This window comes from Streptomyces sp. NPDC053542 (assembly GCF_044544685.1).
GTDB lineage: Bacteria > Actinomycetota > Actinomycetes > Streptomycetales > Streptomycetaceae > Streptomyces.
This window is the reverse complement of sequence record NZ_JBITXL010000009.1, coordinates 322017-335359: the sequence shown is the minus strand read 5'-3', so window position 1 is coordinate 335359 and position 13343 is coordinate 322017. Positions and strand designations below refer to the sequence as shown.

General features: G+C 73.1%; 12 protein-coding genes. 9 read left to right on the top strand and 3 right to left on the bottom strand.

Annotation, left to right across the window (positions count from 1 at the left end; genetic code table 11):
- Positions 1–54: 54 nt before the first annotated feature.
- From ACIGXO_RS25925 to ACIGXO_RS25890, 8 genes are read left to right on the top strand one after another with little or no spacing between them, the layout of a single operon-like run.
- Positions 55–1029: a glycosyltransferase family 2 protein gene (locus ACIGXO_RS25925; protein WP_399791444.1), complete on the top strand. Its 975-nt coding sequence runs from the start codon at positions 55–57 to the stop codon at positions 1027–1029.
- Complete coding sequence (locus ACIGXO_RS25920; protein ID WP_399791441.1) at positions 1026–2423, top strand: NAD(P)/FAD-dependent oxidoreductase; 1398 nt, start codon at positions 1026–1028, stop codon at positions 2421–2423. Before ACIGXO_RS25925 ends, ACIGXO_RS25920 begins: the two co-directional genes overlap by 4 nt.
- On the top strand, positions 2420–3856 hold the full coding sequence (locus ACIGXO_RS25915) for an aspartate aminotransferase family protein (RefSeq protein WP_399791438.1): 1437 nt from the start codon (positions 2420–2422) through the stop codon (positions 3854–3856). Before ACIGXO_RS25920 ends, ACIGXO_RS25915 begins: the two co-directional genes overlap by 4 nt.
- Positions 3853–4317: a hypothetical protein gene (locus ACIGXO_RS25910; RefSeq protein ID WP_399791435.1), complete on the top strand. Its 465-nt coding sequence runs from the start codon at positions 3853–3855 to the stop codon at positions 4315–4317. Before ACIGXO_RS25915 ends, ACIGXO_RS25910 begins: the two co-directional genes overlap by 4 nt.
- Positions 4314–5819 (top strand): GMC family oxidoreductase N-terminal domain-containing protein, encoded by a 1506-nt coding sequence (locus ACIGXO_RS25905; protein ID WP_399791432.1) that lies wholly within the window; start codon positions 4314–4316, stop codon positions 5817–5819. Before ACIGXO_RS25910 ends, ACIGXO_RS25905 begins: the two co-directional genes overlap by 4 nt.
- Entirely contained in the window at positions 5816–7426 is a 1611-nt protein-coding gene (locus tag ACIGXO_RS25900; protein ID WP_399791429.1) for an FAD-dependent oxidoreductase, read from the top strand. The genes ACIGXO_RS25905 and ACIGXO_RS25900 overlap by 4 nt, the downstream gene beginning before the upstream one ends.
- Entirely contained in the window at positions 7423–8472 is a 1050-nt protein-coding gene (locus tag ACIGXO_RS25895) for an iron-containing redox enzyme family protein (RefSeq protein ID WP_399791426.1), read from the top strand. The genes ACIGXO_RS25900 and ACIGXO_RS25895 overlap by 4 nt, the downstream gene beginning before the upstream one ends.
- Before the next feature lie 53 nt (positions 8473–8525).
- Positions 8526–8879: a VOC family protein gene (locus tag ACIGXO_RS25890; RefSeq protein ID WP_399791423.1), complete on the top strand. Its 354-nt coding sequence runs from the start codon at positions 8526–8528 to the stop codon at positions 8877–8879.
- Between the two features lie 41 nt (positions 8880–8920).
- Here the strand turns inward: ACIGXO_RS25890 and ACIGXO_RS25885 are convergent, their stop codons facing one another.
- The gene (locus tag ACIGXO_RS25885) at positions 8921–10264 is read right to left on the bottom strand and encodes a sensor histidine kinase (RefSeq protein WP_399791420.1); all 1344 of its coding nucleotides are present in this window, start codon (positions 10262–10264) and stop codon (positions 8921–8923) included.
- Between the two features lie 24 nt (positions 10265–10288).
- Positions 10289–10660, bottom strand: a complete 372-nt coding sequence (locus tag ACIGXO_RS25880) for a MerR family transcriptional regulator (protein WP_399791417.1) — start codon at positions 10658–10660, stop codon at positions 10289–10291.
- A 197-nt stretch (positions 10661–10857) separates the two neighbouring features.
- Between ACIGXO_RS25880 and ACIGXO_RS25875 the strand changes: the two genes are divergently transcribed.
- The gene (locus ACIGXO_RS25875; protein WP_399791573.1) at positions 10858–11952 is read left to right on the top strand and encodes an alkene reductase; all 1095 of its coding nucleotides are present in this window, start codon (positions 10858–10860) and stop codon (positions 11950–11952) included.
- A gap of 70 nt (positions 11953–12022) precedes the next feature.
- On the opposite strand, the gene ACIGXO_RS25870 is transcribed toward ACIGXO_RS25875, so the two are convergent.
- Positions 12023–13123: an NADH:flavin oxidoreductase/NADH oxidase gene (locus ACIGXO_RS25870; RefSeq protein ID WP_399791414.1), complete on the bottom strand. Its 1101-nt coding sequence runs from the start codon at positions 13121–13123 to the stop codon at positions 12023–12025.
- Between the last annotated feature and the right edge of the window lie 220 nt (positions 13124–13343).

The following is a 13343-nucleotide window of genomic DNA, read 5'->3' as shown; positions in this document are numbered from 1 at the left end:
GGTCCCGGCCGGCCCTCGAACCGGCCGGGGCCGCGCCCGACGTGAGGAGACGACATGCCCTCGACCCCGCTGATCAGCGTGGTGGTGCCGTGCTACGACGAGGAGGCGGTGCTGGAGCGGATGCATCGGCGGCTCACCGCCGTGCTGCGCCGCCTCCCGGACTGCGCGCACGAGGTGGTCTACGTCGACGACGGCAGCCGGGACGGCACCTGGCGCACGCTGGCCTCCGTCACCGGCGGCGACCCGGCGGTCCGGCTCCTCCGGCTGACCCGGAACTTCGGGCACCAGCAGGCGATTCTGGCCGGGCTGCGGGCCGCGGCCGGGGACGCCGTCATCACCATGGACGCCGACCTCCAGGACCCGCCCGAGCTGATCCCGGAGCTGGTCGAGCGGTGGCGGGCGGGCTGGTCGGTGGTGTCGGCACGGCGCACCTCGCGCGCCGGGGAGAGCCGCTTCAAGGTGGTCACCGCGCATGTCTACTACCGGCTGCTGGCCGCGCTCGCCGACCAGCCGGTGGCCCTGGACACCGGCGACTTCCGGCTGCTGGACCGGGCCGTCGTCCGGCTGCTCACCGAACTCCCCGAAGGGGAGCCGTACTTGCGCGGGTCGGTGTGCTGGGCGGGGTTCCCGGAGACGAGCGTGGCGTACGAGCGGCTGCCGCGCCCGGCGGGCCGGTCGAAGTACTCGCTGCGCAAGATGGCCGACCTCTCGCGGCGCGGCCTGGTGTCCTGCTCGCCCGCGCCCGCCCGGGTGCCGGCCGTCGTCGGCCTCACCTGGCTGGGCGGCGCGGCGATGACCGCCGCCGTGCGCCGCCACCGGCTGCCGCTGGCCGCCTGGACGTTCGGCTGCGAGGCGGTGCTGCTGGGGCTGCTCGGCGAGTATCTGCGGCTGGTCCACCGCGAGTTGCGCGGCCGGCCGCCGTACGTCCTGCTGGAACGGCACCCGCCGCAGGCCGCCGGCGCCGTTACGGACAGCACCGTACGACCGCTGGCCGTGGCCCGCGGCGCGCAGGACCGGGCGGCGCAATGAGCACCGCATCCGGCGGCGGCTGGGACGTCATCGTCGTGGGCGCCGGCTTCACCGGGCTCGCGGCGGCGCACGAGCTGGGCCGGGCGGGGCTGCGCTGCCTGGTCCTGGAGGCGGACGACCGGGTGGGCGGCCTCGCGGGCACCTTCCCGGTCGGCGGTCGGCAGCTGGAGCGCTTCTACCACCACTGGTTCGCCTCGGACACGGACATCTTCCGGCTCTGTACCGAGCTGGGCATCGGCCATCTCGTGGAGCGCCACCCGGGCCGTACCGGCTTTTACCACTCCGGCGGCATCCACCGGCTGTCCACTCCGCTGGACGTGGCGCGGTTCGCGCCGCTGCCTGTGGTGGACCGGCTCCGGCTCGGCCGGTCGGTGCTGCGGGCCGGGCGAGTGCGGCACTGGCGGGAGCTGGAGGCGCTGACGGCCGAGGAGTGGCTGGTGGGGCTGGCAGGGCGGCGGGTGTACGACCGGGTCTGGCGGCCGCTGCTGGAGGGCAAGTTCGGGGAGTACGCGCCGGAGGTCGGCGCGACCTGGATGTGGACCAAGCTGCACCTGCGCGGCGGCAGCCGCAGCCGCGCGGGGCGCGAGGTGCTGTACTACCTGCGCGGCGGGTGCGGCGCACTGCTGGCCGCGTGGCTGCCGGAGTTGGCCCGGCTGGGCGTCCGTATCCGTACGTCCTGTCCGGTCACGGAGGTAGTGGCCGGGCCGCGCGGGGTGACCGGTGTCCGGGCCGGTGGCACACGGTACGCAACGCGGCGGGTACTGGTGACCACCGCGCCCGGCCCGGCCGCCGCCCTCCTCGCCGGACAGGAACCGTGCCATCCCGCCGTCCCCGCCCTGCGGCGGCAGCTCACCGCGATCCCGTACCTGGCCAACATCTGCCTGGTGCTGGAGAACGACCGGCCGCTGTCGGACACCTACTGGCTCAACGTCACCGACCCCGGCTTCCCCTACGTCGGCGTCATCGAGCACACCAACCTCGACCCGGCCCGGCACTACGGGGGACGGCACGTCGTCTACCTCTCGAAGTACCTGCCGACCGGCACCGGGCTGTACCGGATGCCGGACGACCAGGTCTACCGCTACAGCCTGCTCCACCTGCGCCGGATGTTCCCCGCCTTCCGGGAGGAGTGGGTGCGCGGATGGCACGTGTGGCGCGCCGAGCACGCCCAGCCGGTGATCACCCGGTACTACTCGCGGACCGTCCCCGCCACCGAGACCCCCCTGCCGGGCCTCTACCTGGCCGGCATGGCCCAGGTCTTCCCCGAGGACCGGGGCACCAACTACGCCCTCCGGGGCGGGCAGCGGGCCGGCCGGCTGATCGCCGACCGCATCCGGGCCGCGGCGGCCCGGCCCGCGTGCCCCGCCCCGCTCACCACGGGAGCGGCCACATGACCGACCTCTTCACCAGCGGCCTCCTCACCGCCGAGGACTGCCGCCTCCTGACGCCACGTCAGGTGCACGGCCTGTACCGCCGCTACGTCAGCCGCAGCCAGGTGTCGCTGGTCGGCTCCTTCGGCTTCGGGCACGACCTGGCCGAACGCGCCGAGGGCTGCTGGATCACACTGCGCGACGGACGCCGGATCCTGGACTTCACCGGCGGCATCGGCGTCCTGAACCACGGGCACAACCACCCGCGCATCCTCGCCGCGCGCCGCCGCTTCGCCGAACGCCAGGCGATGGAGGTGCACAAGAACTTCCTCTCCCCCTATGTCGCCGCGCTCGGCCACAATCTCGCGCAGCTGCTCCCCGGCGACCTGAACATCAGCTACTTCCCGAACTCCGGCGCCGAGGCGGTCGAGGGCGCGGTGAAGCTGGCGTACAAGTACCACCGCGGCCGCCGCGGCACCGTGCTCCACTCCGACATCGCCTTCCACGGCAAGCTGCTCGGCGCGGGCAGCCTCACCGCGTCACCGGAGGTGGACTTCCCGTTCCCCGGCCTGTCGGGCACCGACGCGTTCGCCTACGACGACCTGTCCTCCTTCGTCCTCGCGCTGGAGCGGCACACGGCCGGGGACGGCGGCAGCGATGTGTACGCGGTGGTGCTGGAGCCGTTCAGCGCCTCGGGGCTGCGCGAGTGCTCCGAGGAGTTCCTGCGCGAGGTGCGGCGGCTGTGCACGGAGCGGGACATCGTGCTGGTCTTCGACGAGGTGTACACGGGCTGGGGCCGGACCGGGACGCTCTTCCACTTCATGCGGTATCCGGGGCTGGTCCCGGACGTGCTGACCACCTCCAAGTCCTTCGGCGGCGGCAAGGCGTCGATCTCCGGCTACATCGCCCGCGAGGCGCTGTTCCGCGCCGCGTACGACAACCTCGCCGACGCGACGCTGCACAGCACCACGTACTACGGCTTCGGGGAGGAGACCGTCACGGCGCTGGAGGCGGTGGCCATCGCGGTCGAGGACGACTATCCGGGCCGGGCCGTGCGGATCGGCGAGCAGCTCGCCGCCGGCCTGGCCCGGATCGCCGCCCGGCACCCGGGGCTGGTCGCGGGCACGGCCGGGCGGGGCGCGCTGCACGGCGTGTTCCTGCGAGCCGGCCATCCGGCGCTGGACCGCGTGCTGCGGCTGCTGCCCGGCGCCTTCGCGCGGGACCCCCGGCTGCGGCTCAAGCTGCTCACCGCCGCCGTGATCGCCGCCCTGTACCGGGACCACGACGTGCTGGCGTTCTACGGCTCCAACCACGGCCTGCCGCTGATCGTCGCGCCGCCGCTGGTGGCCGGGGACAAGGAGGTCGAGGTGTTCCTGGCGGCGCTGGACGCCGTACTGGAGCAGGGCGCGCCCCGGTTGCTGGCGGCGTTCGCCAAGGACAAGGCGGTACGGCGATGAGGGCCGCGGTGTCTCTGGAGCGGGCGCTGTCGGCGAGCGGGCTGCCCGCGGTGTGGGCCGCGCGCCATCCGGTACTGCGGGACCGTGCGGTGCGGGAGCGTGCCGTCGCCCATGTGACCGGCAGCCTGCGGGTCCAGCCGCGCGTGTGCCGGATCGCGGCCGGGCTCGCCCTCCGCCTGGTGCCGTTGGCGTTCCTGCTGGTCACCGGCCGGTGGGTGACCCTGGCCGGGCCGGCGGCGCTGGCGAACGGGAGCGCGCGGCTGGCGCGGATGCCGGGGGTCGCGCTGCTGCTGCGGTCGGCCGAGGCGCTGGCGCTGTACGGCGGGCTGGACGGCGGCCCGTACCGCCTGGTGGCGGGCGCGGCGGCGGCACCGTCCGTGCCGCCCTCCGGACCACCGGTACCGCCCGGACCGCCCGCACCGCCGGTGCCGCCTTCCGTGCCGACCGGAGCGCCGTCATGAGCGGCCGCCGCACGGCACGCGACGTCGACTGCGAGGCGCTGGTGATCGGTTCGGGCGCGGGCGGGGCCGTCGCGGCGCTGGAGCTGGCCAGGGCGGGCCGCCACCCCCGCGTACTGGAGGAAGGGCCGCGGGTCTCCCCCGCCGAACTCGCCGCCACCGCACCGGCCGAGAGCCTGCGCCGCCTGTACCGCAACGCGGGGCTCACCCCGGTCCTCGGCAGCCCCGTCATCCCGTACGGCGAGGGCCGCTGCGTGGGCGGCACCACCGTGGTCAACGGCGGACTGCTGTGGGAGCCGCCGGCCGGACTGCTGGACCGCTGGGCGGACACCCTCGGCACCGACGGCTACCGGCTGCGCCACCTGGCCGGGCATCTGAGCGAGATCTCCCGGCGGCTGGAAGTGGACGCGCAGCGGCACGGTGCCGGCAACGAGGACTCCCGGCTGCTGGCCGCGGCCGCCGACGGGCTGGGCTGGGGCTGGACGCTCGCCCGGCGCGCCGCACCGGGCTGCGCGCACCGCAACCGCTGCCCCACCGGCTGCCCGTCCGGCGCCAAGCGGACGATGGCGACGACGTATCTGCCGGAGGCCGAGCGGTACGGCGCGCGGATCGCACCGGGCGTGCGGGCCGTACGGCTGGAACACGACGGCGGTACGGTACGCGCCGTACGGGCGGTGGGGCCCGACGGGCAACCGGTGCGGTACCGGCCTCATACGGTCTTCCTCGCCGCCGGGGCCGTCGGCAGCGCCGCGCTCCTCCAGCGCAGCGGCATCCACCGCGGGACGGCGGGGCGCGCCATGGCCTTCCACGTCAATCTGCGGCTGCCGGTCCGCTTCGGCTCCGCGCTGCACGCCGAGCGGGGCACCATCTTCACCGCGCAGCTGAGCGAGTTCGGCGGGCTGGGCATCCATGTGATGGCCGCCAATCTCACGCCCGGATCGCTGGCGGCGGCGCTGTCGTGCCAGGGACCCGCGGTGATCGACGCGGTGCTGGCCGACCTGCCGCGGGTCGCGGTCTTCACCGTGCAGGTCCGGATGACGGGCCGGATCCGCATCGGCCGGTTCCCCGGCGCGGGCACCGTGCTGCGCCACCGCCTCACCCCGTACGACGTGGACCTGCTGCGGTTCGCGCTGGTGCGCGCCGCGCGGCTGCTGTTCCGGGCCGGCGCCGTCGAGCTGTACCCGCCGGCGCCCGGCGTGCTGGATTCCGCCCGCGCCGCCGAGGAGTTCGCCCGCCGGTCCGACCCGCGCGGCTGGGACCTCGTCTCCGTGCACGCCATGGCGTCCTGCCCGATGGGGCCGCCCGAGCGGGGCGGGGTGTGCGACACGGACGGCCGCCCGTACGGCTTCCGCAATCTGTACGTCTGCGACGCCGCGGTGCTGCCGGGCCCGACCGGCATCAGCCCGCAGGGCACGATCATGGCGTTCGCGCACGAGATCGCCGCCCGGCACCTCACGGCCCCGGCAGCGGGCCCGGTAAGCCCGGTAAGGAGGATGCACCGATGAAGGACGGCCACCACCCGGAAGTACAGGGGCTGTTGCGGCCCTCCGGCCCCGAGGTGGACTGCGACATCGCGGTCATCGGCGCCGGCATGGGCGGCGCCACCCTGGCCTACGCGCTGCGCGACTCCGGGGCCCGCGTCCTCGTCGTCGAGCGCGGCGACTTCCTGCCCCGCGAAGCGGCGAACTGGTCGCCGCACGCGGTCTTCACCCAGCGGCGGTACCGCAACGCCGAGCACTGGTACGACGCCGCCACCGGGCGGCGCTTCCAGCCCGGCGTGCACTACTACGTCGGCGGCAACACCAAGGTCTTCGGGGCGACCCTGCCACGGTTCCGGGAGGCGGACTTCGGACCGGTGCGGCACGCCGAGGGCCTCTCGCGGGCCTGGCCCTTCTCGTACGCGGAGCTGGAGCCGTACTACGCCGAGGCCGAGCGGATCTACCGGGTGCACGGCACGGCCGGCCAGGACCCCACCGAGCCCTGGCGGTCGGGCGGCTTCCCGTACCCGGCCGTGCCGCACGAGCCGGCGGTCGCCGCGCTGGCCGACGCGCTGCGGGCGCAGGGCCTGGCCCCGTTCGACCTGCCCACCGGGATCGACCTGCGCCCGGACGGGTCGTGCGTGCGCTGCGCCACCTGCGACGGCTTCCCGTGCCTGTTGGGCGCCAAGAGCGACGCCGAGATGTGCGCGCTGCGGCCCGCGCTGGCCTCGGGGAACGTGTCCCTGCTGACCCGCGCCACCGTGACCGGGCTGCGCACCGATCCGCCGGGGCGGCGGGTGACCGTGGCCGCCGCCCGGCACGACGGTACGGAGCTGCGCATCCGCGCGGACCGGTACGTGCTGGCCTGCGGTGCGGTCAACACGGCGGCGCTGCTGCTGCGTTCGCGCACCGGGCGGCCCGAGGGCCTGGCGAACTCCTCCGGGCAGGTCGGCCGCAACTACATGGTGCACAACAGCACCTTCCTCGTCGCCGTCGATCCCCGCCGCCCCAGCGAGACGGTCTTCCAGAAGACCCTGGGCCTGAACGACTGGTACCTGGCGAACGGCGCGCACGGCCCGCTGGGCAACGTCCAGACGCTCGGCAAGCTCACCCCCGCCAGCGCGCGCGGCCTGCGACCCCATCTCCCCACCGCCGTACTGGACTTCCTCACCCGGCACAGCATCGACCTCTACCTCACGAGCGAGGACCTGCCGGCTCCGGGCAACCGCGTCACGGTCGGCCCGAGCGGCGCGATCCGGATCGGCTGGCGGCCGGTCAACCTCGCGCCGCACCGCGAACTGGTCCGCCGGACCGCCCGGATGATGCGCCGCGCCGGCTACCCACTCGTCTCCGCACGGCGCATGGGCATCGACGTCACCTCGCACCAGTGCGGTACGGCGGTCGCCGGCACCGACCCGGCCACCAGCGTCGTCGACCCGGCGTGCAAGGCCCACGACCTGGCCAACCTCTGGATCGCCGACAGCTCGTGGTTCCCGTCGTCGGCGGCCGTCAACCCCGGCCTGACCATCGCCGCGAACGCGCTCCGCATCGCGGAGAAGATCACGGAGAAGATCACGGAGAAGACCGCGGGGACGATCCCGGGGAAGACCACGGAGAAGGGAGGCTTCCGATGAGCGCCCCACCACTGCAGGACCTGTACTGGCCGCCGGTACGGCCCTTCGAAGGGCTGGCCCCCGAGCTGGCCCGGTTCCTCACCGCGCCGCCCGACGTCCAGGCGGAGCGGCTGGCCCGGCTCCGTACCGACCCCGAGGCGCACGGCCGGTTCCTGCACGAACACCTCGCCACCCTCACCTCCCGATTCCTCGGCTACCGCGACGGACCGGCCAACGCCACCCGCGACGACGACCTGGAGATCGCCCTGTTCGCGGCCCGCACCCGGCTCGAACGCGAACTCTTCGACGCCTGGGCCACCCCGGCGCCGGTACCCGAACTCAGCACGCAGGAGGCGGCGGCCGACCACCTGGACGCGCTGGCCGCCGACAACCCCGGCGTCCACCACCCGCTCTTCCGCTACCTGGCGCGGGACGCGACCCGCGCGCAGATCGAGTACTTCGTGCGCTGCGAGCTGATCCGCAACGAGGTCGTGGACGACGAGGTCGCGCTCCTCGTGGTCGGACTCCAGGGCCGGCAGAAGGCGGTCGCCGCCGCCAACCTCTGGGACGAGTGCGGCCGCGGCCGGCTGGAGAACTTCCACACGTACTGGCTGCGCCGCCAGCTCGGCTCGGCCGACGGCTGGGAGGAGCTGGCCCGTTACCGCCGCGCGCACCCCTGGTACGCCAAGATCACCTCCAACCTGTTCACGGCGCTGCTCACCCGCCCGTCCCGCACCCAGGCCGCGTACGGCTGCTTCTTCGTCTTCGAGAGCTGGGTCGAGCCGCACTTCCGGCTGCTCCTGGAGGGCATGGACCGGGTGGGCCTGCACGACGAGGACACCCGCCTCTACTTCACCGCGCACACCCGCATCGACCCCCGGCACAGCCAGGAACTCTCCGACGGACTGCTCGCACAGCGCCCCCGCCTCTCACCCGCCGAGCTCTGCCAGGTACTGCGCGGCGCCCACCTGGCCGTGGACGCGGGGACGCGCCAGTACGACCGGTTGCTGCGGCACCTCGAAGGGGGGCTGCGTGGGGGTGGTGACCAGCAGCCGGGTGACCAGTAGCCGGGTGCGGAAATTGCCTGCTCCTGAAGGGCTGACGCGTTTAAGCTCAGCGAATGACCTTGCAATGGGAACAGGTAATCGTTCACGCGGAAGATCCGGTGGCCCTGGGGCAGTGGTGGGCCGAGGCGCTTGGCTGGGTTGTCGTCCACTCCGATGACGACGAGTTCGAGATCCGCCCGGCGCCGGATCAGATGCCGGGGCTGGACTTCGTCCGGCTCGAAGAGAGCAAGAAGGCCAAGAGCCGGCTGCATCTCGACTTCCGGCCGGACGACCAGGAAGCCGAGGTGGCCCGCCTGGTGGCCCATGGCGCCCAGCGCGTCGACATCGGCCAGGGTGAGCAGTCGTGGGTCGTGCTGGCGGACCCCGAAGGCAACGAGTTCTGCATCCTTGGCCAGCGCCGTCAGTAAGTGGCGGTAGGCGGTGTGGCGGGCGGCGGCCCGCCACCGCCTCAGCCGGCCGCGCGCGGGGACGCGGGGAGAGTGGCCAGTACGCGGAAGCCGCCGTCGGCCAGTGCGCCCGTCTCGATGTCCCCGCCGGCCAGCCGCACCCGCTCGCCCAGCCCGATCAGCCCATGACCGCCGCTGGGCAGCAGGGGGCCACTGCCGTCGGGGGTCCCCTTAGCCGGTCGGCCCGCCGGGCCATTGGTCACACTCACCCTCAACGCCCGTGGCTCGTACACGACACGAATGTCCGTCGTGGCACCGGGCGCATGCTTGTGCACGTTCGTCAGCGCCTCCTGCACGACCCGGTACGCGGCCCGCTCGACCGGCTCGGCGAGCGGCCGCGGGTCCCCCTCGGTACGGAGCGAGACGGGCAGCCCGGCGGCCCGGGAACTCCCGGCCAGCGCGGCGATCCGGTCAACGGCGGCGCTCTCGGCCGCGGTCACCTCGGCTCCCTCCGCCTCCTCCGCTCCCCTCGCCCCCTTCTCCTCCTTCTCCTCCTTCGCCTGCTCGGCCGCTGGGCCGCCCCTGAGCAGGCCCAGCATTTCGCGCAGCTCCATGAGCGCCTGCCGCCCCGCCGTCTGGATGACCGCCGCGGCCTCGGCCGTCACCTTCGGGTCGAGCGCCACGGTGGCCAGCGCATTCGCGTGCACCACGATCAGACTCACCTGGTGCGAGACGACGTCGTGCATCTCCCCGGCGATCCGCTGCCGCTCCTCGGCGCGCGCCGCCTCCGCCAGCAGCCGCTGCTCCCGCTCCGCCCGCTCGGCCCGTTCCACCAACCCCGCGAGGACGGCCCGCCGTTCGCCGACGTACAGGCCGAGGAGCAGCGGTACGAGCATGGCGAGGACGAAGTTCACCAGGAACCCGCCGAGCAGGGTCCGCGGATGCGACCAGGCGTCGGCATCGCCCCAGGGGATGACGTACAGCAGTCCCGCCCCCGCCACCGCCCACACCGTCCGGCGGCTGCGCGGCCCCCGGTACGCGCCCTCGGCGTAGTACGCACACGGCAGGGCGAAGATCGAGATGTGCAGCGCCTCCGCGACGAACGCCACCGCGAGTACCACCTCGGGCACCCGGCGCCGCAGCAGCAACGGCACGGCGCTGGCACCGGCGAGCAGCAAGTTCGCCCATGGCGCCACCGGCCCGAGATACGGATTCTTGACGCTGTTCCACACCGACAGCGCCAGCACGGCCGCCGTCACCACCACGTCCGCGACGACCGGCGACCGGAACGGCTGCCGCGCGGACCGTCTGCGTGCTGTCACCGGGTGGCCCTCCGACACGACCACCCAGGCCCGGAGGGACCGGCCGAGGGAACGGATGGGCCGGCTGCGGCTGCTGGTACTCACCCCGCGAGGATAGGCGTCACCCGGTCAACGGTCCCCCTCATCCCCCGCCGCCGCCTCGATCACCTCGTCCAGAACATCACGCGAGCGGACCAGATCGGCGATCATCCGGTCGATGCGCCCCCGCTCCGTCGTGAGGTCGGCGACCAGCCGCGGCGTCGCGATCTCGGACGGCCCTCCGTCGGTGTCCCGCATGCAGGGCAGCAGCTGCCGGATCTTCGCGCTGCACAACCCGGCGGCGAAGAGCTCCTGGATACGGATGACACGGTCGACGGCGCTGCCGGGAAACTCGCGGTGCCCGCCGGCGGTACGCTCGGCCGCCAGCAGCCCCTGCTTCTCGTAGTACCGCAGCGAGCGTTCACTCACTCCCGTACGCCGTGCCAGCTCACCGATCCGCATCGCGCACCCCTGTATCCCTGCACCCCAGGCTCCGATGACTCGAACGACTTGAACCTAACACCGGTGTCAACTTCTACCGTGCCGTCATGACGAACACCCCAACGAACACAGCAACGGGCACGGCAACGGACACCACGACAGAGGCCGCAGCGGACACGGCAACGGACACGGCAACAGAGGCGGCAACGGCGACGGCAATGGGCACCGCACCCACCTCCCGGCTCTTCACCCCCGCCCGACTCGGCCCCCTCCACCTGCCGAACCGCCTGGTCATGGCGCCGCTGACGCGTAACCGCGCCACCGCGGACGGCGTCCCCACCCCGATGATGGCCACGTACTACGCGCAGCGCGCCTCCGCCGGGCTGATCATCGCCGAGGCGTCCACGCCGAACGCCGTCGGGCAGACCTACCCGAACATCACCGCGATCCACAACGCGGCCCACGTGGCCGGCTGGCGGCAGGTCACCGATGCCGTGCACGCCGCGGGCGGCCGGATGTTCCTGCAGCTGCAGCACGGTGGCCGGGTCGGCCATCCCGACAACAGCGGCCTGATCCCCCTCGCCCCCTCGCCGATCCCCCTCCCCGAAACCATCCACACACCCAACGGCCGCCAACCGGCGGTGGTCCCCCGCGAGATGACCGCCGACGACATCCGCACCACCGTCGCCGACTTCGCCGCCGCCGCGCGCAACGCCCTCGCCGCGGGCTTCGCCGGGGTCGAGGTGCACAGCGCCAACGGCCATCTGCTCCACCAGTTCCTGGCCAAGAACACCAACCACCGCACCGACGCGTACGGCGGCCCGGTGGCCGGCCGCATCCGCTTCGTGACCGAGGTGGTCCGAGCCGTCGCCGACACGATCGGCCCCGAGCGGGTGGGCCTGCGCATCTCCCCCGGCAACACGGTCAACGGCATCCAGGAGGGCGACACCGACAGCATCTACCCGGCGCTCATCGCCGCACTGGCCGACAGCGGCCTGGCCTACCTGCACATCGTCTTCGCCGACCCCGACCAGCCGCTCTACCAGCACATCCGCAAGCAGTGGCCGGGCACGCTGATCGCCAATCCGGTACTGCCCGACCCACTCCCCGCGGACGGCGGCCGACAGCAGTCGGAACGCCTCCTCTCAGCGGGCGCCGACCTCATCGCGCTGGGCCGCCCCTTCCTGGCCAACCCCGACCTGGTCACCCGCCTCCGCACGCACGCCCCGCTCAACCCCGTGCGCAACAAGTACCTGATGTACGTGGGCGGCGAAACGGGCTACACGGACTACCCGTCCCTGGCGACCACTTGACCGCCGGAAACAGCAAAGCGGGGGGCGGCACCCTTCGGACGCCGCCCCCCATCGACAAACACTCACTCACTCACGCACGGTGATACTGCTGAGCGATGTGCGGGGTGGCCCCCAGCTCACGGGCCGCCTGCTGGGCGAAGTACGGGTTCCGCAGCAGCTCCCGGCCGATCAGCACGGCATCGGCCTCCCCATCCGCAACGATCTTCTCCGCCTGCTGCGCCTCGGTGATCAGACCAACGGCGCCCACCGGCAGCCCGGTCTCGTTCTTGACCTGCGTGGCGAAGGGCACCTGGTACCCCGGCTCCGCAGTGATCTTCGCATCCGGCGCGTTGCCACCCGTGGAGGTGTCCAGCAGATCCACGCCGTGCGCCTTGAGCTCGGCCGCGAACCGCACGGTCTCCTCGGCGGTCCACCCCTCCCGCTCGTCCTCCGCGTTCTCCGACAGCCAGTCGGTCGCCGAAATCCGGAAGAAGACGGGCAGGTCCTCGGGCCACACCGCCCGCACCGCGTCCACGACCTCCAGCGCGAACCGCACCCGGTTCTCGTACGACCCGCCGTACTCATCGGTGCGCCGGTTCGTGAAGGGCGACAGGAACTCATTGATCAGGTACCCATGCGCACCATGAATCTCGGCGACCTGGAAGCCGGCCTCCAGCGCCCGCCGCGCGGTCGCCGCGAACTGCTCCACGATCTCCTTGATCTCCGCCACCGACAGCTCGGCCGGCTCCGCCGACTTCCCGTCGAACGCCACCGCACTCGGCGCCACCGGCTGCCACCCATACCCCTCACCAGGAGCAATCGGCGCACCCCGATCCACCCAGGTCCGCTCGGTCGACGCCTTCCGCCCGGCGTGCGCTATCTGAATACCGGCGACCGAGCCCTGCGCCTTGACGAAGTCGGTGATCCGACGGAACGCCTCGACCTGGGTGTCGTTCCACAGCCCCAGGTCATACGGGCTGATCCGGCCCTCGGGGCTCACGGCCGTGGCCTCGGTAATGATCAGACCGGTACCACCGACAGCACGCGCGGCCAGATGCTGAAAGTGCCAGTCGTTGGGCGCCCCCTGCTCGGGCCCCTCCGGCGCCGCCGAGTACTGGCACATCGCGGCCATCCACAGACGGTTCGGAATGGTCAGCTGCCGGAGAGTGATCGGCTCGAACAGTGCGCTCACAACGGGCTCCCTGTGCGTGAACGAGGGCGGACACGGCCCCGGACACAGCGCGCCCGAAGCCTTGGTACGAAGAACATCGTAGTACGACAACCATCGAACTAGGAAGCCGCTCGATGACTCTCTACCGAACTACGATGCTTCTCGTACAACGGGAGCAGGCCGGGCCTCATTCCTCGCCCGGCACATCGAGACGCCCGTCACACGCGACTCCAGGTCTCGA

Coding starts and splice junctions, on each gene's coding strand:
- ACIGXO_RS25925 (WP_399791444.1), top strand. CDS start 55: ATGCCCTCGACCCCGCTGATCAGCGTGGTGGTGCCGTGCTACGACGAG.
- ACIGXO_RS25920 (WP_399791441.1), top strand. CDS start 1,026: ATGAGCACCGCATCCGGCGGCGGCTGGGACGTCATCGTCGTGGGCGCC.
- ACIGXO_RS25915 (WP_399791438.1), top strand. CDS start 2,420: ATGACCGACCTCTTCACCAGCGGCCTCCTCACCGCCGAGGACTGCCGC.
- ACIGXO_RS25910 (WP_399791435.1), top strand. CDS start 3,853: ATGAGGGCCGCGGTGTCTCTGGAGCGGGCGCTGTCGGCGAGCGGGCTG.
- ACIGXO_RS25905 (WP_399791432.1), top strand. CDS start 4,314: ATGAGCGGCCGCCGCACGGCACGCGACGTCGACTGCGAGGCGCTGGTG.
- ACIGXO_RS25900 (WP_399791429.1), top strand. CDS start 5,816: ATGAAGGACGGCCACCACCCGGAAGTACAGGGGCTGTTGCGGCCCTCC.
- ACIGXO_RS25895 (WP_399791426.1), top strand. CDS start 7,423: ATGAGCGCCCCACCACTGCAGGACCTGTACTGGCCGCCGGTACGGCCC.
- ACIGXO_RS25890 (WP_399791423.1), top strand. CDS start 8,526: ATGACCTTGCAATGGGAACAGGTAATCGTTCACGCGGAAGATCCGGTG.
- ACIGXO_RS25880 (WP_399791417.1), bottom strand. CDS start 10,660: ATGCGGATCGGTGAGCTGGCACGGCGTACGGGAGTGAGTGAACGCTCG.
- ACIGXO_RS25875 (WP_399791573.1), top strand. CDS start 10,858: ATGGGCACCGCACCCACCTCCCGGCTCTTCACCCCCGCCCGACTCGGC.